This window comes from Chitinophaga sp. W3I9 (assembly GCF_050434025.1).
GTDB lineage: Bacteria > Bacteroidota > Bacteroidia > Chitinophagales > Chitinophagaceae > Chitinophaga.
On sequence record NZ_JBNPWC010000001.1, the window covers coordinates 3,696,589 to 3,720,098 of the forward strand.

The 23,510-nt window shown below is 49.6% G+C and carries 14 protein-coding genes; 6 read left to right on the plus strand and 8 right to left on the minus strand.

The window, feature by feature from the left end; genetic code table 11:
- Window positions 1-2 precede the first annotated feature (2 nt).
- Window positions 3-1,022 carry an ABC transporter ATP-binding protein gene (locus QFZ51_RS15405; protein ID WP_429046969.1) on the plus strand — a complete coding sequence of 340 codons (1,020 nt, stop codon included), beginning with the start codon at window positions 3-5 and terminating at the stop codon, window positions 1,020-1,022.
- Window positions 964-2,025 carry an ABC transporter permease gene (locus QFZ51_RS15410; RefSeq protein WP_429046970.1) on the plus strand — a complete coding sequence of 354 codons (1,062 nt, stop codon included), beginning with the start codon at window positions 964-966 and terminating at the stop codon, window positions 2,023-2,025. Before QFZ51_RS15405 ends, QFZ51_RS15410 begins: the two co-directional genes overlap by 59 nt.
- Here the strand turns inward: QFZ51_RS15410 and QFZ51_RS15415 are convergent.
- From QFZ51_RS15415 to QFZ51_RS15440, 6 genes are all read right to left on the minus strand, one after another.
- On the minus strand, window positions 2,009-3,928 hold the full coding sequence (locus tag QFZ51_RS15415) for a sialate O-acetylesterase (RefSeq protein WP_429046972.1): 1,920 nt from the start codon (window positions 3,926-3,928) through the stop codon (window positions 2,009-2,011). The genes QFZ51_RS15410 and QFZ51_RS15415 overlap by 17 nt on opposite strands.
- 32 nt (window positions 3,929-3,960) lie before the next feature.
- Window positions 3,961-6,492 carry a glycosyl hydrolase 115 family protein gene (locus QFZ51_RS15420; protein ID WP_429046973.1) on the minus strand — a complete coding sequence of 844 codons (2,532 nt, stop codon included), beginning with the start codon at window positions 6,490-6,492 and terminating at the stop codon, window positions 3,961-3,963.
- A gap of 13 nt (window positions 6,493-6,505) precedes the next feature.
- Window positions 6,506-7,255, minus strand: coding sequence for an SDR family NAD(P)-dependent oxidoreductase (locus tag QFZ51_RS15425; RefSeq protein ID WP_429046974.1), 750 nt, complete (start codon window positions 7,253-7,255; stop codon window positions 6,506-6,508).
- Window positions 7,256-7,282: 27 nt separating this feature from the next.
- Window positions 7,283-9,433 (minus strand): alpha-glucuronidase family glycosyl hydrolase, encoded by a 2,151-nt coding sequence (locus tag QFZ51_RS15430; RefSeq protein WP_429046976.1) that lies wholly within the window; start codon window positions 9,431-9,433, stop codon window positions 7,283-7,285.
- Window positions 9,434-9,588: 155 nt separating this feature from the next.
- Window positions 9,589-10,395 (minus strand): substrate-binding domain-containing protein, encoded by an 807-nt coding sequence (locus QFZ51_RS15435; protein ID WP_429046977.1) that lies wholly within the window; start codon window positions 10,393-10,395, stop codon window positions 9,589-9,591.
- Between the two features lie 11 nt (window positions 10,396-10,406).
- Window positions 10,407-10,631, minus strand: a complete 225-nt coding sequence (locus QFZ51_RS15440; RefSeq protein ID WP_429046978.1) for a LacI family DNA-binding transcriptional regulator — start codon at window positions 10,629-10,631, stop codon at window positions 10,407-10,409.
- Between the two features lie 316 nt (window positions 10,632-10,947).
- Here QFZ51_RS15440 and QFZ51_RS15445 point away from each other — a divergent pair, with 316 nt between their 5' ends.
- Genes QFZ51_RS15445 through uxuA form a run of 4 tightly spaced genes read left to right on the plus strand, consistent with a single transcriptional unit; the run spans window position 10,948 to window position 19,726 of the window.
- Window positions 10,948-14,019 carry a SusC/RagA family TonB-linked outer membrane protein gene (locus tag QFZ51_RS15445; protein ID WP_429046980.1) on the plus strand — a complete coding sequence of 1,024 codons (3,072 nt, stop codon included), beginning with the start codon at window positions 10,948-10,950 and terminating at the stop codon, window positions 14,017-14,019.
- 22 nt (window positions 14,020-14,041) lie between these two features.
- Window positions 14,042-15,730 carry a RagB/SusD family nutrient uptake outer membrane protein gene (locus QFZ51_RS15450; RefSeq protein ID WP_429046981.1) on the plus strand — a complete coding sequence of 563 codons (1,689 nt, stop codon included), beginning with the start codon at window positions 14,042-14,044 and terminating at the stop codon, window positions 15,728-15,730.
- Window positions 15,731-15,760: 30 nt separating this feature from the next.
- Entirely contained in the window at window positions 15,761-18,523 is a 2,763-nt protein-coding gene (gene galB / locus QFZ51_RS15455) for a beta-galactosidase GalB (RefSeq protein ID WP_429046982.1), read from the plus strand.
- 33 nt (window positions 18,524-18,556) lie between these two features.
- Complete coding sequence (gene uxuA, locus QFZ51_RS15460) at window positions 18,557-19,726, plus strand: mannonate dehydratase (RefSeq protein WP_429046983.1); 1,170 nt, start codon at window positions 18,557-18,559, stop codon at window positions 19,724-19,726.
- A 16-nt stretch (window positions 19,727-19,742) separates the two neighbouring features.
- Here uxuA and QFZ51_RS15465 read toward each other — a convergent pair whose 3' ends face one another.
- Both QFZ51_RS15465 and QFZ51_RS15470 read right to left on the minus strand, forming a co-directional pair.
- Window positions 19,743-20,753, minus strand: a complete 1,011-nt coding sequence (locus QFZ51_RS15465; RefSeq protein ID WP_429046984.1) for a GntR family transcriptional regulator — start codon at window positions 20,751-20,753, stop codon at window positions 19,743-19,745.
- Between the two features lie 12 nt (window positions 20,754-20,765).
- Complete coding sequence (locus QFZ51_RS15470) at window positions 20,766-23,507, minus strand: alpha-d-galacturonidase (protein WP_429046985.1); 2,742 nt, start codon at window positions 23,505-23,507, stop codon at window positions 20,766-20,768.
- Between the last annotated feature and the right edge of the window lie 3 nt (window positions 23,508-23,510).

The following is a 23,510-nucleotide window of genomic DNA, read 5'->3' on the forward strand; positions in this document are numbered from 1 at the left end:
TTATGGAACAACCAATTATTGAAATAAATGGGCTGACCAAATACTACGGCTCCCTGAAGGCCGTGGACAACCTCCATCTCACCATCGGGAAGGGCGAAATATTCGGACTGCTCGGACCTAATGGCGCGGGCAAGTCCACCACTATATTAATGCTCCTCGGCCTTACGGAACCCTCCGCAGGTGAAGCGCGCATCTGCGGACTAAACGCCTCCCGGAACCCGATCCCGGTAAAACGGAAAGTAGGGTATATGCCCGACAGTGTTGGGTTCTATAATGAACTCAGCGCATTGGAAAACCTCACCTACATAGGACGGCTCAATGGTATCCCTGAAACAGAAGTAACAGGCGTTGCCCGGAATATGCTGGAGGAGGTAGGTCTCGGTGCAGCCATACACAAGAAAACAGGCGCCTTTTCCCGCGGTATGAAACAGCGGCTTGGCCTGGCGGAAGTATTGATCAAACAACCGGAAGTGATCATCCTCGACGAACCCACGCTGGGTATTGATCCCACAGGTGTGAGGGATTTCCTGGAATTGATCAGGCAATTAAACCAACGCCAGGGCCTCACCATTTTGTTATCGTCACACCACCTGCACCAGGTGCAACAGGTGTGTAACCGTGTAGGCATATTCGTTGGCGGACACTTACTGGCAGAAGGTAATATTGAAACGCTGGCAGCCAACTTATTTAACACCGCACCCTATATGGTGCAGGTAACTATAAAAACGCCCGTCAACGATGCAGGCGCACTGGAGAAGGAACTCCTGCAAATGCCCGCCGTCAGTAAAGTAACAGCCGATGGAACCCTGGTGGAGATCTCCGGCCAGGAGAATATTACCCCCGACATTGTACGTTTCTTTGTGGGCAAAGGGATTGACGTTACCGGCGTACAGCAGAAAAGCTATGGCCTCGATGAAATCTATCAACAATATTTTGAAAATAATTTAAAGGAAAATACATCCAATGAAAAGTCAGGTGGCTTATTTCAACGGTCTTTTTTCGGCAGGTTCAAAAAGCGTTGAGAAGAAAAACAGCGCAACGAATCCGTTTTTTGTGATGGTGCGCAAGGAAGTGGCCGATCAGATACACAGCTGGCGGTTTATCATTTTAGCCGGACTGATACTGCTTACTTTCCTTGGCTCCATGTATGTGTCCATGACCAATATCAGCAAAGCAGTTTCCAATGCCGGCGACCCCGACAGGTTGTTTTTATACCTGAAGCTGCTCACCACCACGGATGGTACGCTGCCTCCCTTCCATGTATTCGTGGGTTTCCTGGGGCCGTTGCTGGGTATTAGCCTGGGCTTTGATGCTATTAACTCTGAGCAATCCAACGGCACCCTGATCCGCCTGATGGCGCAACCGGTATACCGCGACTCCGTGATCAATGCAAAATTTGTAGCGTCATTGATAGTTGTCAGCACACTTTTCCTGTCATTGAACCTACTGATGATCGGCGGGGGCCTCATTATTACCGGCGTAGGAATTGAGCCCTCGGAGTTTGTACGTATCCTGTGTTTTGTGGTGTTAAGTGTGATCTATGTATCGTTCTGGCTTAACCTTTCCATCCTGTTGTCGGTAAAGTTCCGTCAAACGGCTACCTCCGCATTAACGGCCATCGCTATCTGGTTGTTCTTTACCGTCTTCTACCAGGTGTTGCTGAATATTATTGTGAAAGCATTCCTGCCGGACCCGGATGTATTAAGCCAGGACCAGTTGCTGGCCTATAACAGGATTATTTTAACCTTCCTGCGCTTTATACCAAGCCAGCTGTATACCGATGCTACTACCACGCTGCTGATGCCTTCTGTACGCAGCCTGGGGCCACTCACCATGGAGCAGATGGCCGGGGCCATTCCTTCGCCGCTGTCCGTGCGGGAAAGCCTGCTGGTGGTATGGCCACAGGTAAGCGGTTTGATTGCCGCCCACCGTAGTATGCTTCGCGCTTTCCTATTATCTTTTTATGCGAAGGGAAATACGTACCTGAGCATCTGCTGTATTCCCCGCGTCACTCGTCCGTTCTGAAGGGTGATGCGGGCAACAGCTCCCGGTTATATAAATTAGGGTTCACCGGGTTATCAGACCATGCATAACGGACGTATTTGGGTGCACTGATCTCGTCGCTCCATACTGTCACTTTATTCCCTTCTATTTTCGCATTGGCCGGAACGAATTTCTTATCAGCGCCGGCAATCTCAAACGTGGATGGCGCCTCGCCGTCATTGGTGATCAGCCCACTGCCGGTATCAATGAAGCTGATAACGATGCTGTTCTCCCTGGTAACAGCCAATTGGTAAAGCGGACCGCTGAAGGTAATATTTTCTTTGTAAGCCACTTTCATAGCGCCAAGAGCCAGGCGTTCACCTACGGCTTTTTTATTATCAGGATGAACGTCGTTCCACTCGCCCAGGTCAATCGCCACTGCCATCGCGGTATTGGGAACCGACAACGCCTTAGCTTGTGACTCCCTCATCATGGCCCAACTGCTTTCTGTTGGAAGGTAAGTGTAGTCCATAAATCCCGGGAGCTGCACATAAAGAAAGGGGAGAGGCCCCTGGTTCCATTTAGCTCTCCAGTCGCTGATCAGCGCCGGTAGCAGCTTTGCATACTGCCTGGGCTCACCGGCATTCGTCTCGCCCTGGTACCAGCAAAAACCTTTTATGGTATAATTGATTTCCGGGAACACCATCGCGTTATACAATGCAGCGGGTTGATTTTGCAGGTTGATATTCGGGGTAGTGCTTTCACGTGGTAAGGGCCTGAAAACGGCGCCCACTTTATACTGCCAGTCGCCTTTTAAATCAACAGTATCGGTACCGGAGAAAATGCAGTAAGGCTTATCCGGTACAAACCCTCCTTTGCCGGCGGTATTGGTAACACGCACCGCGAACAGGTTTTTGCCTGCTTTCAGCACACCGGCCGGTACCTGGTACCGGCGTTGGGGATACAGGTAAGTGGTGCGCCCCACCTGTTTGCCGTTGATGTAAAGTTCATCCGCATCCACAATCCGTCCCAGGAAAACTTTGGCAGGCTTGCCGGCCATCGCAGCAGGGAGTTCCATTTCCCTGCGATACCATACCACGCCATTTAAATCCTTAATGCCCTGGTCTTCCCAGTAGCCAGGAATATTAATCCTGCGCCATCCTTTCGGGATATACGCCTCGTCGTACCATTTATCGGTTCCTGCCAGTCCTGCGTCTGCCGGCGGTTTCACCGTATTTCCCGGTGGCCGTTTGAAGCTGTTGAGATAAGCGGTGTCTTTATTTTTATTCATTGTTGCTGTGGCTGCAGGGAATTCTTTCAGGCCTTCTTCACTCATCCATGCTTCAATCGGCGTTCCACCCACGCTGGCATTAATGATGCCTACAGGTACTTTGTATTTTTCGTAGATCTTTTTTGCGAAGAAATAGGCGACTGCAGAGAATGGCCTGGTATCTTCGCCTATGGCCGGTTTCCAGTAACCGGTGGGCAGGTCGGGGATGGGGCCGGACAAGCCGGTGCCACCCGGTACCAGGAACTGCCTGATCTGGGGGTAGTTCGCTTCCGCAATTTCGCGGGCATATATTACGTCATGAACATTGAGCTGATGCGCCATGTTCGACTGGCCACTGCAAAACCATACATCTCCAAACAGGATATCATGCAGGGTAATTTTGTTACCCGCAGTAATCTCCATGTTGTAAGGCCCACCGGCTTTAGTAGGCGGCAAATGCACTTCCCAGTTACCATTGGCATCTGCCTTCGCCTGGTATGTTCTGCCATTGAAACGGACCTGCACTTTTCCATGATTAGCAGCCCATCCCCACAACTTTATTTTTTCATCTCTTTGCAGGATCATACTGTCGCGGATAAGCCGGGGCAATTTCAACTGTGCGAACCCGCTGAATACAGCGAGCAGGAATAACTGGAGGAGGATTATCTTTTTCATATCAGGAACTTTAAAACGGGAAAGGGATATCGTTATTTATTAAAAATTGTTTCCGGCGGACCAAGATAGCTTTCTTTCAGATCTCCGAAATCGAGCACCAGTTGCTGCAGCACCACACCGCTGTTGACCATCCAGTATTTCAGCGTATGTTTTCCGGTGGTGGAGAGCGTATGTTTGCTGGATTGGATGATGATATTGTCAGCTACCCACTTATTCCAGATGCTGGTGTAAGTAATGGCATCTTCCTTATTGATACTGATGATTTGCGGCGCTTCGTCATCAATGGATACCGCATATTGCAAACCATTTTTGTTGCTGTGAAAATTCAATGTGGGAGAGCAATAGGTGTTGATGGTAACTTCCCCTTTGCTGTAAGTATAAAAATCATATTCCACATGCGGCGCATTACCAACAGGCTGCTGTTCTTTTGCGGTAACCGGAAAAGGCGTGATAGCGGAACCGGTTCTTCCATGATCAGGCAAAATCGTCCACGTAATACCATTTGAATGAATGGCCCTGGTAAAATGATCCGCTGCTATGGAAACGCCTTTTTCTTCTTCCTGGTAAAAAACGTTACCGGTAACGCCGCCGGGAATGCTCGCACGCATCAGCTTGTGCATGCCCGGTACTTTTCTTTCCTCCGCTGAATCTGCCGGAAGATATTTCACGGCGGGCATTTTTTGTACCGGTGGTTGCTGCCAGTTGGTATAACCGATATGCGTTTGGTCCATCATATGGTTCCATTTCCGGTTGTTTAATTGATGATAAGCAACGGTGATCAGCGAGTCTTCCAGGTAGCATGCTTTTACCCGGTCGGCATAGGTATTGGCCGTTAGCTGTTTATTCTTAATAGCTTCTTTGTTGAGCGCTGCATAGTAATACATCTCATTCAAATTGGCGCATGCCTTCACCGGATGCAGCACTAACTGGAAGTAGGCGTCTTTATATGCAGCGGGTAACAAGCTATCTATGGCGCTGGCTTTTTTCAGCAGTTCGTTGTAATCTTTTATCACCGTTCTCCACTCATCATAGTTAAGACGGTAAGTATTGGCATCCAGCAACTCGGGTTTCCTTCTGGCATTAAATTTTGTATAGGCAGCTATTATTGCGGCAATATCTTTTGCATAGGGTGCTCCAAACTGGGCTGCAGCCCATTGTCCGGTATATTGCTGAAGGTCGCCGGGGCCGGTCTTTTCCGGGTTCCAGGCATAATCCAGGAAGAAGGAGATGGGGAATTCCATTGGTTTGATATCTCCCACATTTACAATCCAGATCTGACGGGCATTAAATTCCCAGGCAAGGTGCATTTGCTCCCATACCCTGGTAATTGAATTGGTGTTAAGCCATTTGTAATTCCTGGGCGCCCCTACATAATCAAAATGATAATAGATGCCATAGCCGCCCTTGCGGCTTCTCTCTCCGGGTTTGGGCAATTTCCGGATGTTGCCCCAGTTGTCGTCGCAAAGCAGCAGCGTTACATCATCCGGTACGTTCATTCCTTTGTCGTAGTAGTCCTGCACTTCTTTGTATAAGGCCCAGAGCTGCGGTGTTTCACTGGCAGGTTTGCCGGTTACATCGCTGATGATTTTTCTTTGATCAGCAACAATCCGTTCCAGCAAAGCCGTCGCTGTTTCTCTCGACATGGGCTCGTCGCCGTCGCCGCGCATGCCCACTGTTACTATTTTTTCATTGGTAGCCCGCTGCAAGCCGGTGCGCCAGAAGGCTTTCAGTTTTGCGGCATTGCTGTCGTAATTCCATGGCCCTGTTCCATATCTTCTCCATTCATCGTGCGCCCTCATCAATGGTTCATGGTGGGAGGTGCCCATCACGATGCCATACTTTTCCGCCATCCGGATGTTTAACGAGTCATCATCATAAAACGCATTGCCCCACATGGCCGGCCAGAGATAATTGCCTTTCAGCCGGAGGATCAGTTCAAATACTTTTTCATAGAAGCGGTGATTAAAGCCGCCAAACTTTTCTTTGCTCCAGTTAGCCAGTGCGGGCGCTTCATCGTTTATAAAGATGCCGCGGTACTTCACTTTGGGTGCATCGCTGATCGTGATATGCTGCTTAACGAACAGCTGCGTTCTTTTTTTTACCGGCACATCTGCCCACCAGTACCAGGGCGATACGCCTAATTGCCGGGATATTTCAAATACGCCGTAAGCGGTTCCCCTGTTGTCGCTTCCCGCAATAATCAAACGGTTGGCAGTACTTTGTATAAGGTACCCTTCCCACTGGTTTTTCAGGGAGATGGGATGGATGTCTCCCGCTGCTGCAAGCGCACGTACCAGCGCGGATCTTTCATTGGAGCCGATAATGATCGCGGGGCCATCGGGAATGGTCGCTGATATCGGAAGCTTTATGCCGGTGACCATCTCAATATCCTGCTGCAGGCAGCTGGCCGATTGCAACACCGGCTGGCCGTCGTTCGGGTCCACGCAAATCACCGCGCGGGTCAGGGCAAATGCTGCTTTCGATGCATTATCAACAATGATCGATTGCGCATCACAGCAAATAGCCAGCAGGCTTATTGTTAAGAGAGATATTGTCCGTTTCATCGGCTAAGCGTTGTTAAAAACCAATACTGTTTCCACCATCTACCGGCAATATCACGCCTGTAATAAACTTTGCCGCATCGCTGGCAAGGAACCACGCGGCCTCGCCGATGTCGGCTGGCTGTCCCATCGTCCCCATCGGTGTTCTGCCAAATACCTTTGCTTTTCTTTCCGGATCGCTGTCCAACGCTTTTGCCGTCATGTCGGAATAAATAAACCCGGGTGCGATGGCATTCACCCGTATGCCTTTGGGCGACAGCTCAACAGCCATTGCCCTGGTCATGCCGTCGATAGCCGTTTTACTGGCAGAATAGGCAATCACTTTTGGGATGCCATACTGGGCAGCCATCGAGCTGATGTTGATGATGCAGCCAGCCTGCTGCTGCAACATGTTTTTGACAACCTCACGGCTCATCGTGAAAACGGCTGTAAGATTGGTAAGGACTACCTGTTGAAACTCTTCATCTGTTACTTCCGTGAAATCCTTTTTCATGTTGGTGCCCGCGTTGTTCACCAGTATATCTATGGGGCCGTACTTGTCAATCACTGTTTGTATAAAACCGGGAATGGCCGAAAGGTCGGTTACGTCACAGTTGATAGCATGACAGTGCGCGCCGAGTTTTTGTTGGGCGGCATCCAGTCTTTCCTGGTTTCTTCCTGCAATCACCACTTCGATTCCCTGTTCCACGAACTTTTCGGCGATGGCCAGGCCAATCCCTGAACCGCCGCCTGTTACAATCGCTAATTTTCTTTTTGTTGATGTCATCTTCTTCGTTGATTTAATATGCTGTGGTTAAATACCCGGTGCAAACGGGAACCGCAGGCTTTTATAGTACTCCAGTGTTTTGCCTGGTTGTTCGTACGACGCCGGTATGGGCATTTTGTTGAAGGTCTGAAAATACAATATACATGCATTTCTCCACCAGATCGCCTCTTCCTGCTGAATTTTCAGCAACATGGTTACCTGTTCAAATCTTTGTGGATCTACAAATGGCTGTAAACTTTTCCAGGTATCCTGCATTTTCCCGGCGCGTTCAGCCCCTTTATAATATTGATAACATAGTTCTTCCCATAGGCTGTTGCCGCTTTTCATCCGGAAATTCCAGGGCACATGATGGAACCACAACAGGTATTTTTCATCGCAGGTTTGCCTGGTTTCCCATTGCGCCCGCGCTGCCGGCTGGTATTGCGCAAGGGCATTGCTGCCGGTGGCAGTACGGTCAAAGCCTATGCCCGCGCTATCTGCCTTGTGATAATAAACGGGATTCCATTCCGGGCGCTGCTGGTTATTTACCCAGGGCGCAGGTCCGTAATGGTGGCTGGTACCCATAATATGATGCAGGCCCAGGGGATTGGAATATTGTACAATGATGTCGCGGCTTTCCAGCATCAGGCGGGAGGCGGCTTTCAGGAATGAAGGATTATTGGAGTAGGTCATCCGCAGCCATTCGTCTGCAATCTGTTCGCTGGACAAAGTATGATCCCACGCGAGGCGGCCAAGTGCATACCAGTTGGCCTGCGCAAACGGATGACCGCACCAGTTAATGTCATTGCCAATATTCGCCACACCGGCCATGCCTGTTAAGGAATGATTATCCAGGCTGCCGTCGATTACCTTAGCAACGGTACTGCCTTTGCCCTTAGCGTAGGTGTCGCTCTCCAGCGTTTCCTTAAACAACGGCGCCAGGAATACCAGGCTGGTAGCCTGACCCAGGTATTCCTGCGTTACCTGGAACTCCATCATCAAGGGTGTTTTAGGCATGGCGCCAAACAAAGGATGAAAAGGTTCCCGTGGCATGAAATCAATCGCTCCGTTTTTCACCTGTACCAATACGTTTGACCGGAAGGTACCATCCAGTGGAACAAAATCATCATAGGCCTGCTTATGGCGGTCTAACGGGTTCTCGTGACTGTAAACAAATGCGCGCCAGATAACCACGCCTTTAAAAGGAGCGATGGCATCTGCGAGCATATTGGCGCCGTCGGCATGGGTGCGTTTGTAATCCTGCGGACCGGGTTGTCCTTCGCTGTTGGCCTTCACCAGGAAGCCGCCGAAGTCCGGCACATAGGTATATATTTCTTTTATTTTTTCCTGCCACCAGCGCTTAACGGACGTATCCAGCGGGTCGGCGGTTTTTAGTCCGCCGGTTTCCATAGGCGCGCTGAACCTGGCGGTGAGATATACTTTGATGCCATAAGGCCGGAGCACATCCGCCAATGCTTTTACTTTTTCCAGGTAAGGTTTGGTGAGCACAAGGGCATTCGCATTTACGTTGGTTACTACGGTACCATTAATGCCTATGGATGCATTGGCTCTTGCATAATCGATATAACGCTGATCAATATAACCAGGCAGCGTATGCCAGTTCCATATAGAAGAACCCGCGTAGCCCCTTTCTACAGTCCGGTCCAGGTTATCCCAATGATTCAGCATCCGGAGCCGGATCTTCGGTGCGGAAATGATATTTAACTGCTGAATGGGTTGCTCCGTTTGCAGCAGGCGCAGGAAATGAAACGTGCCATACAGCACTCCTTTTTCCGAGTTGCCGCTGATGAGGATGCAACGTTTACCGTTCAGTATTTTAGAGATAATAACGAATCCTTCTTCACCGGCCTGTTGCAGCGGTATGGAAATCCCGGCGTTGCTGATCAGGGAAGAGGAGCGGGGAGTGCCAGCAATGATAGCGCCGTTGCGGTTAATGGCAGCGCCGTGAGGGATGGTGGTGTGCAGCAAACCCGACAAGCCTGCCGACAGTTCATTGCTTACAATATCCATTGTAGCGGATGATCTGCCGGTGATGATGGTGGTAATATTTTCGCGGTAGGATTGCAGCAATGTTTTATTTGCAACAGGTGTATATCTCAGCCAGAGATCATATCCGTTTTCTCCTTTTGTGATGAGAAAACAGCAGAGGCATCCTATCAATAACGTGAGTTTTTTCATACCGGCAATAACTATTTTATGTTGCTGATAAAGCTACCGGAATAGCTCATCATCATCGTGGAATAATTCTTTCATAACGGTTCCAAAATAAAGCAAATAGCCGCTTTTTACGCACTATTTTCGCAATCGGTTGCGTAAATATCATAAAAAAAAACCTATTCAGGTAATTTTTTCAGGGAGGAAGCCCGGATCACCATTTCCGCGCGGAGTGTAATGGCATCGGTGGTATACAGGTTGCTGATCCCTTTAAGGTGGTTAATTAAATAGGTAGCGGCGGTATCCCCGATGCTGTTGCCGGAATAGTCCATGGTAGTGAGGTTGGGCTCAATCACCCGGCTGATGGGATCATTATTAAAGCCGGCGAAGGCAATATCCTCCGGGATACGCAGGCCGGCGGCTTTAAGGGCCAGCATGCAATATACGGCGGCCGTGTCGTTGGCGGAAAATACCGCATCCGGACGTTCGCCGGCGGGCAGGTCCAGGATATACCTGGCGGCGTCTGTTCCTGCCTGTTCTGAAAGCGTGCTGGTTAAGTAAAGCTTTTTGCTGAAGGTGAGGTGGTGGTCGTGGAGCGCCTGCTTGTAGCCGTTCAGCCTTTCCTGGTAAACGTTCCGCAGCAAATTTCCTCCCAGGTGCATGATCCGTTTGCAGCCTTGTCCTATCAGGTGTTTGGTAATATTATAGGCCGCTTCCTGGTTATTGATGCCAACGGAGGTGCTTTCCTCATGAGGGAACACGCGGTCGAAGAACACGACCGGTATTTTTCGTTTGAAGAAGGGCTCCAGGTGGTTAATGTCCTGTGTATTGGAGGAAAGTGAGATGAGGAGTCCATCCACTCTTTTATTAAACATGGTAGCCGCATTGCGTTTTTCCTTCTCCACATCTTCCAGCGATTGCGCAATAATGAGGTTGTAACCATGCCGGTTGGCGGCATTTTCCATACCGGCCAATGCCGACGACATGAAGTGACTGTTCAGTCGCGGTACCAGTACGTGCCCAGCGTATGCGTATGCCTGCTTCTTAAACTACTCGCAAATGTATTGGATTGATAACCAAGCGATTTTGCAGCCTCTACGATCTTTTTCCGGGTGTTTTTGCTGATCATGGGATTGTTTTTCAACCCCCTGCTGACCGTGGCGGCAGAAACATTCAGGTATTTGGCTATGTCGTATATCGTTACTTCCCGGTCCTCTGACATTTTAGTACAGCTTGTTTCTCAAAGGAAATGAACTTTTTCTGAATAAAAAAATGCAATCGGTTACGTAAATCTGATTTTTTCTTATATTCGTTTCACAGAACAAACCCTGACCATCAGTCAGCGATCAATTTTTTTACGCAAAACGCCCGTTATGAAACAACTGCATGATCAACCAAAATCAAGAACTGTAGCGCTCACCTTTTTGCGGGCGGCCCTGATCACTTTATAGCTTAATAAAAAGGAATAACCACGATAGACAAATTCCATCTCTTCCTTTTCTTCCATTTTTTTAATTGTCTAAACGACATTAATCGTTATGAAAAAAACTGAAAAATTAAAGCACAAACCGGGCATAGTCAGGCTGTCAATCAGCCGCATATTGACAATCGCTCTTTTTACCGCCTGTCTTTTAGCCAGGCCGCCCCTTTCATTGGCACAGGACAAAGCGATCCACGGACGAGTTACCGGCGATGGCGGCGACCCCGTTCTCGGCGCCTCCGTAGCCATAAAAGGCACTAACAAAGGACAAACCACCAATGCCAACGGTGAATTTTCTTTGGTAGCCGCCAAAGGTGCTGTCCTTATTATTTCCAGCATCGGGTACGCCAGCCAGGAAATCCGGGTGGAAGACAACACCACCATAAAAGTGCAACTCACCGCCGCTACAAAGGATATCGGAGAAGTAGTAGTAGTAGGATATGGAACGCAAAGAAAAAAGGACTTAACCGGCGCCGTTGCCAGCGTAAACCTGGAAACACTGCGTGAAGCGCCCAACACCAATATCGGTCAGTACCTGCAGGGAACCGTGCCAGGGTTAAACGTAGGTATCGCTACCGTTGCCGGCGGCACCCCGCCCATTTCCATCAGGGGACGCGTAACACTCAACGGTAACCAGAATGTGCTGATCATTCTCGATGGTATTCAATACACCGGCTCCCTTTCTTACATCAACCCAGATGATATCGCTACCATTGATGTATTGAAAGATGCCAGCTCCACCGCGGTTTACGGCGCACAGGCATCTAACGGCGTGATACTGATTACTTCGCGGAAAGGAAAGATCAACCAGAAACCGCGCATCGCATTTTCTACTTCCTATACCAACCAGTACCCAACCGTCGGCAACCTGAAACCATACGACCGCGAAGGATATCTTAACTATCTGAAAGAAGCATTTTACGATAAAGCTTACCTGGGTCCGGACTATACAACACCTAACCCCAACTTCAAAATTGAAGATGTAGCAGATAACAGTATCCGCAGCCCGCAAGGCGGACTGCTGCCCAATAACTACGATTGGTTTGGAGAAGGCACCAACACCGGCACCATCGGGGAAACTAACCTCAGCATCTCCGGCGGCGGCGACCGCGTTACCTATTTACTGTCCGGCAGCCTGGTAGAGCAGAAAGGTTTTATCATCAACGATAAGTTTAAAAGAAAATCTATCCGCGCCAACATCGAAACACGGCCTTTATCCTGGTGGAAAGTAGGCCTGCTGTCCTCCGCAGCCTTTATAAACCAGGATGGCGCAGAGCCGTCTTTCGGCAGCCTGCAACGTATGACGCCCCTCATCGTTCCATATGATACCTCCGGTAAACTGATACCGTTTCCTATGAATACGCTGGAGCCAAATCCATTCACCACCTATAACGTCGACGACTACGACAGAACAAACTACTATTTTGCCAATATCTACACGGATATAGATTTTCCGTTTTTGAAAGGACTCAACTACCGGATGAACTTTGGTAACAACTACCGCTTATCAAAACACTTTTTTTCCAGTATATATGATGCCGGACAAACAGGAAGAGCCTACAAAGAGTTCCAGGATTATTATGACTATACCTTTGATAATATTCTTACTTATTCCAAAACTTTTGGCAGTCATGATATCACCGCTACGTTATTATATGGCGCCGTAGGAAGAAAGTTCAACAGCACCCTTTCTGAAGCGAGAGGATTTCCGCGGCTGACACTTAGCTACAACAACCTTTCCCAGGGCAACATCCAGCTGGCACAGTCGGATGCATGGGAAGAAAACCTGGCTTACCAGATGGCGCGCGTCAACTATAAATTCCGGGATAAATACTTGCTGACCGCCATCCTGCGCCGCGATGGCTTTTCGGGATTTGCAAAGAATAATAAATACGGCACCTTCCCCGTACTGGCACTCGGCTGGATAGCATCAGAAGAAAATTTCATGAAGGGCGTAACGCCGTTTAACTACCTCAAACTACGCGCTGGTTACGGCGTAACAGGCAACCAGACATCGCGCTATACTTCTATCGCACGGGTAACCACCAGCGCCGCTTATGTGTATGGCGATGGCGGCACCACCGCATTTGGTCAGCAGGTAGCCTCCTTAGGAAACGATAACCTGAAGTGGGAACGCACAAAGGGAATGAATGTGGGCGTTGACTTTGCTGCCTTCGACAGCAGGCTGAGTGGCAGTTTAGACTATTACCGGAATAATACCTACGATTTGTTGTACAGCGTGGCTATCCCCGGCGTTACCGGCTTTAGCAATATTTACACGAATCTCGGCCAGATCCGTAATGCTGGCTTTGAAGCCGCTTTAAACTATAACGTCATAGATAAAAAGGATTTCAAATGGTCAGCCACCTTTAATTTCTCCGCTAACAATAACAAGATTGTTACGCTTACAGGCGTGGATGCCAACGGAGATGGCAAAGAAGACGACCTGGTGTCAAGTTCATTATTTGTGGGCAAGTCCATCAGGGCCATATACGACTACAAATTAGATGGGATCTATCAGCTCAATGATACGAGGATTCCAGGCTTCCCGGTAGGCTCGGTCAGGGTCGTAGATCAAAACAAAGACAATGATATTACCCAGCAGGCCGACAGGGTATTTCTCGGCCGGCAGGAGCCTGCCTATCGCATGAGCTTATTGCAGACTTTTTCCTACAAAGCTTTTACCCTCACCTTATTCCTGAATTCAGTGCAGGGCGGTAAAGATGGATACCTCGGCAATAACAACCCGTCGTTTTTCCGGGAAGACAATAGCATAAGAGTGAATAACCTGCAGGGCATCGACTTCTGGTCGCCCTCCAATCCAACGGGTAAATATCCAAGGAATATCTCCGGCTCCCGTGCGAAGATTGAACCTAACATGTACCAGGACCGGAGCTTTGTAAGACTGCAGGATGTATCGCTGTCCTATAACCTGGCCACCTCGCTGCTGAAGAAATTCAAGGCACAATCGATCAACCTGTACGTAAGCGGTAAAAACCTTTACACCTGGACCAACTGGGAAGGCTGGGACCCTGAAGCCAACGACAACGACGGTAATCCGATGGGATTGATCATCGGCGGAAGGCCCGTTCTGAGAGGTTTCACCGTAGGTCTGAGTATTGTTTATTAATCCACGTTGTAAAAATATTTTTATGAAGACATTATATCGGATATCACTCATATTAATGCTTTGTTCACCCGCGACTTCCTGTAAGCATGATTTCCTGGATGAAAAAGCGCTGTCGTTCCTCAGTACTTCCAATGCGTTTAAAACAACGGAAGATTTTGATGCATCAGTAAATAACCTGTACGGGTTGGTTAGAAGCGAGTTTTATACATCCAGCGACTGGCAGCCTATGCATTATCTATACAGAACAGATCTGGCCGTGGAAGTGGCGGTAGGTAGTAATCCTAATCTTTCTGCAGAATTTGGATCAAACGGGGTGCTCACCAATAACCACTGGAGCCAGCTGTATAAAATTGTGGCAGAAGCCAACACCATTATCAGCCGCATTCCTGCTTCGCAGCTGTCGGATGCCAACAAAGTAATGTTTGAAGCGAAGGCAAAGTTCTTCCGTGCATTGGGTTACAGAACGCTGGTATATTTATATGGCGGTGTGCCACTGGTGCTGAATGAAATAATAGGAGAGAAAACTGATTTTGTGAGGGCCACAAAGCAGGAAGTTTTGACGCAGATAACAGCCGACCTGAAATTTGCGGCTGCTAACCTGCCCGGGATAACAGCAGTGAAAGATGGTGAAGCATCCAACCTCGCTGCGCAGCACCTGCTGGCGGAAGTATGCCTCGCCAACGGTAAGTTCCAGGACGCGGTAACTGCGGCATCTGCAGTGATTGATGATCCCGCCACCGACCTGATGAAAACCCGGTTTGGTTCACGGTCAACCGTTACCCCCGGCGATGTATACTGGGACCTGTTCCAGGCAAAAAATCAAAACAGGAAAACTGCCAACAATACAGAAGCGATCTGGGTAGTGCAGCTTGAAACAGATGTGCAGGGAGGATCTGCCGTGTCCACCGCCATGGCGGGCAACTACCAGCTGGAGCGCGTACACGTGCCGTTGTACCGCGATATGCGGGTGAACGGAGTGGCATTGTTTCAATGGCCTATCGGCGATTATACCGGTGGCAGGGGTGTTGGTTTTTTACAGCCCTCAAAACATTTTGCGGATGAAGTATGGCAAAGTGATTTTAATAACGATATCCGGAATGCCAATCACAATTTCGTAAGAGAAGTGGTGGCTACCAACCCGGCAAGCCCGTTTTTCGGACAAAAAATTTCTACACAAAATCCTCCTCCGGGTGCTAACATCACTTTTCCTTCAAGGGTGTTTTATCCGTATCAGTCGAAGGCAACCACGCCGTTTAATCACCCCGCATCACTCTACGTGAATCCGGGTTCATCTGATCCTATCAAGAAGTATGAGTTGAAAGCCACGGCAGGCGGCACGTTTGCCGACCAGTATATTTTCCGGCTGGCTGAAACCTATTTGCTGAGAGCAGAAGCCTACCTTGGCCTGGGCAATGCCGGCGCCGCCGCAGCAGATATAAATGTAGTGCGTTCACGCGCCAATGCTTCACCGGTGCTGGCAGGAGATGTGACGATTGATTATATTCTGGATGAAAGATTAAGAGAGTTGGGAGTAGAAGAAAAACGGATGCTGACGCTGATGCGCTTAGGTAAACTGTATGACCGGGTGAAAAAGTATAATCCTTTTTACGGGGCGAATATGGAACCACGTTTTAACCTCTGGGCGATTCCACAGGGAGAAATTGAAAGAAACAGAAGCGCCGTACTGGAGCAAAATCCGGGTTACAATTAGTCGTATTTTTAAGAAGATAAACCTGGATACATGCATGTTAATTTATGGCCGGGGATGTTCCGGTATGTGTTTCGTGGCACTGTTTATATGCTGTTATTCAGCTCATGGACCGGGAGCAGCTGTAAAAGCGCCCGGTTAGTGCAGGATGCAAACAGCGTACGCCAGGAATCAACGTCGCTCAGAGAGCACATTAGCATCAACAACGACTGGAAATTTTTCCGGTATACCGGGGAGCCGGATAAACTGATCTATGATGTGCGCCCCGAGGTGACCGACCGGAACGATAATGTGGTAGCAGATTCCAGGCCAACTGAATCGGTGGCAGTGAATGCCTCCTCGCAGGTATTAAAGAATTGGATACTGCCTTCCGGCAATGATTTTATTGCCGATCCTGCCAAACAACATCAGCGCCCGCAAGGCAAACCCGGCGCTGATTTTCCGTTTGTGCAAAACAATTTCGACGATCATAACTGGGAGTCCGTACAACTGCCGCACGACTGGGCCATCAAAGGACCGTTTTACAGCGAGCCCGATGCCATCGTCGGCGGTGGAATGGGCAGGCTGCCCGTTCACGGAGTGGCCTGGTATCGCAGGAAACTGGATATCCCTGCTGCCGATAAAGGAAAAGTTATTTACCTGGATGTTGATGGCGCCATGTCTTACACTATGGTTTGGCTGAATGGCCACCTGGTAGGTGGATGGCCTTATGGCTACAACTCCTTCCGCCTGGATCTCACGCCTTATATCAATCCCGGCGGGGATAATCAACTGGCAATACGGCTGGACAATCCCACTAATTCAGCCCGCTGGTACCCCGGCGGAGGCATCTACCGCAATGTGTGGCTCACGAAAGTAAACCCGGTGCAGGTGGCACAATGGGGAACATTTGTTACCACTAAAAATGTTTCTGCCTCATCTGCTACTGTTGATGTGGTGGTTCAGGTCAGCAATAAATCGGACCATGAGCAGCAGATCGAAGTAATCACGGACATCTTCACTGCCGGGAAAAAAGTAGCGACCATACCTGCATCAGCGGTTATCCTGAAAGCCGGCGCCACGCACAAGTCAGCAGGTTCCGTGATACTGCAACATCCGCAGCTGTGGGGGCCGCCGCCAACGCAAACCCCCAATCTTTATACAGCGGTTACACATATCATCTCCAACGGCAAGCCGGTCGATGAATATCGCACCGGTTTTGGTATCCGAGCACTTACATTCGATGCGGTAAAAGGACTACTGGTAAATGGCGCGCCTGTTCGCGTACAGGGCGTTAACCAGCACCACGATCTGGGCGCATTAGGCGCGGCGTTTAATGTACGGGCAGCAGAAAGACAGCTGGAAATACTCCGGGAACTTGGCTGCAATGCCATCCGGCTGGCGCATAATCCACCGGCGCAGGAGCTGCTGGATTTAACAGACCGGATGGGCTTCCTGGTAATTGATGAGATATTTGATAACTGGGAAAGGAAAAAAACACCGCTGGATTTCCACCTGATTTTTCCCGACTGGTATGAACCCGATACCAGGGCTTTTATCAGGAGAGACAGGAATCATCCTTCGGTGATTGCCTGGAGCTTTGGGAATGAAGTAGGGGAACAGTATACAGCGGAACAGGGAGCCGCGATTGCAAAAAAGCTGTATGATATTGTAAAGGAAGAAGATAGTACCAGGCCGGCCACCGCATCTATGAACTATGCAAAGCCGGGAATGCCTTTTCCCGCTGTAATGGATATATTGAGTTTGAATTACCAGGGAGAAGGAATACGCGATGCGCCTGCCTATCAGCAATTGCAGGGCATCCGTACATCACCGCTTTATCCCGCCTTTCAACAGCAATTTCCCGGTAAAATGATCTTCAGCAGTGAAACCGCCTCCGCATTGAGTACCCGGGGCACGTATTTATTTCCGGTTTTTGAGGGGATCAGTGCGCCTGTTGGTGAAGGAACGGGCGGCAGCGGTAAGCTGCAACAAGTAAGCGCCTATGAGCTTTATACGGCTGCATTTGGTGCATCGCCCGATAAAGTATTTGCATCGCAGGACAAGCATCCTTATGTAGCCGGCGAATTTGTATGGTCGGGTTTTGATTATCTTGGAGAACCCACGCCCTATTATTCCGCACGTAGTTCTTATTCCGGCATTGTAGACCTGGCCGGGTTTAAAAAGGACCGCTTTTACCTGTATCAATCCCGGTGGCGGCCAGACTATAAAATGGCGCATATCCTGCCGCATTGGACATGGCCGGAGCGCGTGGGCGCCATCACCCCGGTACATGTGTTTACATCGGGAGACGAAGCGGAGCTGTTCCTGGATGGAGTATCCCTGGGCAGAAAGAAGAAAGGTCCTTATACCTATCGCCTCCGCTGGGACAGTGTTGTTTATAAACCCGGTGTGCTAAGCGTGGTGGCCTACAAAAACGGCGCGGTATGGGCTGCCGACACGGTAAGAACAGCCGGTGAGGCGGCGCAGTTGCAGCTGATCGCCGACCGGGATAACATACGCGCCGACGGAAAAGATCTTTCATTTATCACCCTCCGTGTACTCGACGGCGCAGGTGTACTGGTACCGCGGGCCGGCAACCGGATCCGCTTTGAAGTATCCGGACCAGGCGAAATTGTCGCCACCGATAACGGTGATCCGGCCGACCTGCAATCTTTTTCTTCTACAGTAAGAAAAGCATTTAACGGGCTGGCGATGGTCATTGTCCGCGCAAAGCCGGGAACAACAGGACCAATAAAAGTAACGGCGCAATCACCCGGCTTAACGCCGGCACAGGTGATATTAAACGCGCCATAGTAGGCAACATTTCTTGAGTAAAATAGAATCGCTATGTTAATGCATGAAACCATGCGCTGGTTTGGACCGCATGATATCGTTAGTTTAAAAGACATCCGGCAATCTGGTTGTGCCGGTGTTGTTACCGCGTTGCATCACATCCCGGTGGGAGATGTGTGGCCGGTGGCAGAAATTCAGCAGCGGAAATCCCTCATTGAAGCCGAAGGCATGAGCTGGACGGTGGTGGAGAGCCTGCCCGTAAGTGAGGACATAAAACGGCGCAGTGGGCATTACCAGGTTCATATAGAAAATTATAAAAGGAGTCTGCAACACCTTGCCGCCTGCGGTATTCAGGTGATCACCTACAACTTCATGCCGGTGCTGGACTGGGTTCGTACAGATATCAGCTACACCATGCCCGATGGAAGTAAAGCGCTCTACTATGAACGTGCCGCTTTTGTAGCCTTTGATCTTTTTATGCTGAAAAGAAATCAGGCAGAAAAGGATTACAGCGCCGCTGAAATTGAAGCAGCGGAAAGATGGATGCATGCGCATACCGAAGCACAACAAAACGAAGTATTCCGGAATGCGTTGCTGGGGCTGCCGGGCAGCACCGGGCGCTTTTCGCCGGAAGAAATTCTGGCAGCGCTGGAAACATATAAAGATATCGACGCCGCCACATTAAGGGAGCACTTAATGTATTTTTTGAAAGAAGTGGTGCCGGTAGCAGAACAACTGGGGCTGAAGATGGCCATACACCCGGATGATCCGCCGTATGCTGTGTTGGGATTACCCCGCGTGGTGAGCTCGGAAGCGGATTTGCTGGACATAGTGAAGGCGGTTCCTTCATCGGCAAACGGGCTGTGTTACTGTACCGGCTCACTGGGCGTACGGCCGGGTAACGATCTTACCGGGATCATTCAACGATTGGGCGCACACATCCATTTTCTTCACCTGCGCAATACCCGGCGCGATGAATCCGGGAACTTTTTTGAGGCAGCTCATTTAGATGGCGATGCTGATATGGTGACTATAGTGCGTGAATTATTACTGCTGATGCAACAGCGGAATATTTCCCTGCCGGTACGGCCTGATCATGGCCACCAGATGCTGGACGATTTGAACAAGACCACCTATCCGGGTTATTCCTGCATAGGGCGATTGAAGGGGCTTGCTGAACTCCGGGGGCTGCAAACCGGTCTAGCCCGTGTGCTCCAGCTGTAATGCGCTGCTTCGTATCTTAAAACGAGGGGCGCTCTATCAGTTTGCAGGGGTTTTTTAAATGCTGTTTCTTTTTATTAAGCACCATGTTAATGATATCGGTCCCCATCTTTGTAAAATCAGTGGAAATGGTGGCAATACCATTGGCGGCAATTTCTTTAATGGGGATCTCATTATAGGAAATGATGCCAATATCTTTTCCAAGCTTAAAGGATAACGCGGTGATCCGTTTTACAAGATGCACAAGATCCCCGTCGTGTACCAGTATATATAGTTCCCCGGTTGCCAGTGGCTTATTGCCAACATGTGTAACCACCGCTGAGCGGAGACCGGATTCCCGGCAGAACCGCCGGAAGCCATTCTCAATTTGTTTGAGGTTATAGAAGGCAGGCCCCATTACCAGGACCAGCTTGTTGTACTTGCGACGGATCTTTGTTAAGTGCTGCTGCAACACCTGGTGAATATCTTCATGGAAATACTGGCAAACAGAAGGATACCTGGCGCCCCAGTCGCGGTAACCAAGATCAAGAATATAAACCTTCTGCTGCGGCAGTTGCTTTAATGAAGCAGCAATGTCTTTATCTTTAATAGGCATAATAATGTACGCCGTGTATTTGCCATTACTTTGCGCCAGCAGTGTATTAAACAATGCCACGTTGTTATGGTGGAAGTAAATATTCACTGTGCCTTTGCCGGCTATCGTGTTTTTAATGCTTTCATATATTTCTTCTTTATAGGCCGTCAGGCTGTTGAACAATACAAAGATGTTGTGCCTCGATTGTGTATTTGTGCTGGCTACAAAAAATCCTTTATACTGCACCGCTGATACCAGTCCTGCCTGTTTCAGGCTGCGGAAGGCCTGCATAACGGTTTTAGGGGCAATGCCGGTGTTGTCGCTCACCTGGTTTACAGAAGGGAGCCTGTCACCGATCTTTAACTGGTTGTTGTCGATAGCATTGACAATAGATTGTATGATCTGTTGATATTTGGGGGCCTCGGAAGTGTGATCGAGTGAAATAATTGACTTCATATGTTGCGATGTTTATTCTTCAAATAACCAATCCAGGCGCTGAACGCTGTCTGCCGCGGCACCGGCGCTGATCTCCTGTTTGCCATCCATAAATCCCAATACCAGGCAGGCGCCTTTACCCAATATAAGGGTATGCTTCCCTGCATCAAAATAATACGTGTGCAGGTTCACCGGTGGAAGGGATGGAATGGTTAAGGCATGCGCTATCCTGATGGCGGCTTGCCCGTGATCGTCGGCGCTGGCATCTGTTTCCAGGTCAGGTGGCTGCAGGTAGTTTTTTTCTTTCGTATCAAAATATCCTATTACTGCTTTTACCGGTTGTGTATTACTGAATTGAAGCGTGGTGCCTTTTTCCTGTTGCTGCTGCATGGAAAAGGGCAATGCCTGTAAGCCGCTTAATGCCTCGTCGGCGGTTTGTATGCGAACGTCTTTGTCTGTAAACGGCCGTTGTTGCGCCACCGGCTGATAGTACCCGTTAACAGGATGTAAGAAGTTGACCTGCGCCGGGTGCAACCGGGTAATTATCGTGTGTCCGTTAGCGTTGCTGCCATGTTGTGGTATATTTTTGAGTGAATCAAGATGTTGTTTAAAGTGGCGCAATTCTGCTTCATAATATGGCAGGAGCTCTACCCATGTTTTATTTTTTCCGTTATCACCGCCAACAGGCACTTTTCTTTGCTGGGTTTGCATGCTGTTGGCATAGAGATAAGTATCTTTTGTAAGATTTGCCAGCTCTTTATAGTGTACCACGCTTTGTTGCAGAAAGGGCAGGGCTTTCTGCAGATCGTTGTTATCATGTGAATACCGGTACCGCAATACATATAAGGCCGCCTGTACTTTCGCATTAAAGTAACGGGCCAGCGCCTGGTAGCAGTACATATCATTTTTTATGCGCGCAAATTCCGCGGAGTTTTGCTGCACGTTGGCAGCTGCTTTTTCAATAGCTGCTACGGCGCGGTCGCCGTGTTGGATAATTTCCGTAATGACCTGCACAGGTGTTTCTCCGGTATGGGGCTGATGTTGCCATTCCTTTTCAGCATAGGCGGTCAGCGTTTCTCCTGCAGGACCGTCGGAGTCATACAGGTCGGCCCATACACGCCACCTCGAAGGATTCACCAGCTGGCTCATCAGCATACCCAGCGTGAGCGTTTGCCTGTTACCGTTAGTAATGCCAAAACGCCGCAGGAGTTTGGGCGCTATTTCCCCGGCCTGTTCATAAGCTTCCAGTATATTCTTACCGGATTCCCGGCCGCCGAATTGCGCATCCAGTAAGCCGCTCCAGTAACGGCCTTCTTCCTCCCGGTTGCGGTGGCAGTTCCAGGCATACCGCGCCCAGGCCTGGTACCAGAGCCAGTCGCGATCTACCTGCAACAAACGCGGTGTTGCCTTATCCGCGGTATATGGCCAGTCCCAGTAAGACGCCTGCGGATACAGGTGCAGGCCGTTGGCCCCGTGGATGCTGTGCATGGCCTGCACGCATTTTTGAATGAACGCAGTGGCGCCATACCGGAAAGGTTCCAGGTTGGCGAGGATATGTACATTGTCGATGTCAACAGTCAACCGGCTAAGATCCCGGTGCATGGCGGCCCATGGTCCCCGCGGGGTATAGGTGGTTAATGCTTCGCCGTTGTATTTATTTTCAGTATAGAGGTTAGGATATAACGGAAGGGCTGCCTGCATTACCTGTTGCGGATTGGTATCATGTCCGCGCAGCACAATAGGCGGGAGGGTGGTTTTGCCTAATGCGCGTAACCCATCCTTTACACCGGGGATAATGGTTTCCGTAAACCATTTCACATCATCTTCATCACTCATGGCTTCTCCCAATGTTACCAGCAACCCTACGTTGGGATACTCCGCTACAAAGGCGGCAATGGACTTACGGGTGTAATCTGAAATAAGCGGTGTTACCGGCCGTTTGCGGTCCTGTGTAACAAGACCATGCTTTTCTGCAAAAGGTTTGGACAGGATAATATTGTAAAACATCTGGATCACCCATATGCCGCGTTTATCGGCTTCCGTTGTCAGGAAATGATACATGTCCCTGTTCTTCAGGAAGGTGGCGCTGTCTACTTCCACCGCATAGGGATAATCTTTCAGGCGCACCAATGATGCAAACGGATGACCGTTCCACAGGTAGAGGGAATTCATGCGGTTGGCGGCGAGCATGTCCAGGTATTGAATCCACAATGCCTTATCATAAAACCACGGAAATTCCTGTGGCGTATAGGGATATTCATATACATTCCTGCCAGGCAGGTAGGTGGTTTTTTGTATACCTATGCAGGTGCCGCGCAATACCATTTCCGGTTGGTCGGTGATGTTTAGCCCGGTGGGTAACGCCCCCGCAGCGCGGATCCTGCCGGCCATTTCGAGGCAGCCATATAAGGTGCCGCTGTTGTCGGCGCCTGCAATCAGCGTATGTTGCTTACCGGTAGTGATCACAAAACCTTCTTTACCGGGTGTGTTGTTAAGGGAGAATTTAAACTGGCGTATAGCCGTTTGGGTAAGTGTATCAACAAGTGCGCCTATTACTATCGTGGATGCATCCGTAGGCAGGTTGCGCTGCGTGCTGGTTTGTACATGGTACCCGGCTGCCTGAAGGGCTTTGCTTAATTGTTCCATGCCGTATTGCACCCTGGCGGCAGGGTGGGGGCCGGTTACCAGCCATATGGATTTGTCACGGCCTGCCTGGCCGGAGGCATATAACGGTAACAGGCCCACGAAAAAGAGAATGCTGAGAAGTCGCTTCATACC

Excerpts from the sequence above, each read along its gene's own strand:
- QFZ51_RS15405 (WP_429046969.1), top strand. The coding sequence starts at position 3 with ATGGAACAACCAATTATTGAAATAAATGGGCTGACCAAATACTACGGC.
- QFZ51_RS15410 (WP_429046970.1), top strand. The coding sequence starts at position 964 with ATGAAAAGTCAGGTGGCTTATTTCAACGGTCTTTTTTCGGCAGGTTCA.
- QFZ51_RS15415 (WP_429046972.1), bottom strand. The coding sequence starts at position 3,928 with ATGAAAAAGATAATCCTCCTCCAGTTATTCCTGCTCGCTGTATTCAGC.
- QFZ51_RS15420 (WP_429046973.1), bottom strand. The coding sequence starts at position 6,492 with ATGAAACGGACAATATCTCTCTTAACAATAAGCCTGCTGGCTATTTGC.
- QFZ51_RS15425 (WP_429046974.1), bottom strand. The coding sequence starts at position 7,255 with ATGACATCAACAAAAAGAAAATTAGCGATTGTAACAGGCGGCGGTTCA.
- QFZ51_RS15430 (WP_429046976.1), bottom strand. The coding sequence starts at position 9,433 with ATGAAAAAACTCACGTTATTGATAGGATGCCTCTGCTGTTTTCTCATC.
- QFZ51_RS15435 (WP_429046977.1), bottom strand. The coding sequence starts at position 10,395 with ATGTCGTCGGCATTGGCCGGTATGGAAAATGCCGCCAACCGGCATGGT.
- QFZ51_RS15440 (WP_429046978.1), bottom strand. The coding sequence starts at position 10,631 with ATGTCAGAGGACCGGGAAGTAACGATATACGACATAGCCAAATACCTG.
- QFZ51_RS15445 (WP_429046980.1), top strand. The coding sequence starts at position 10,948 with ATGAAAAAAACTGAAAAATTAAAGCACAAACCGGGCATAGTCAGGCTG.
- QFZ51_RS15450 (WP_429046981.1), top strand. The coding sequence starts at position 14,042 with ATGAAGACATTATATCGGATATCACTCATATTAATGCTTTGTTCACCC.
- galB (WP_429046982.1), top strand. The coding sequence starts at position 15,761 with ATGCATGTTAATTTATGGCCGGGGATGTTCCGGTATGTGTTTCGTGGC.
- uxuA (WP_429046983.1), top strand. The coding sequence starts at position 18,557 with ATGTTAATGCATGAAACCATGCGCTGGTTTGGACCGCATGATATCGTT.
- QFZ51_RS15465 (WP_429046984.1), bottom strand. The coding sequence starts at position 20,753 with ATGAAGTCAATTATTTCACTCGATCACACTTCCGAGGCCCCCAAATAT.
- QFZ51_RS15470 (WP_429046985.1), bottom strand. The coding sequence starts at position 23,507 with ATGAAGCGACTTCTCAGCATTCTCTTTTTCGTGGGCCTGTTACCGTTA.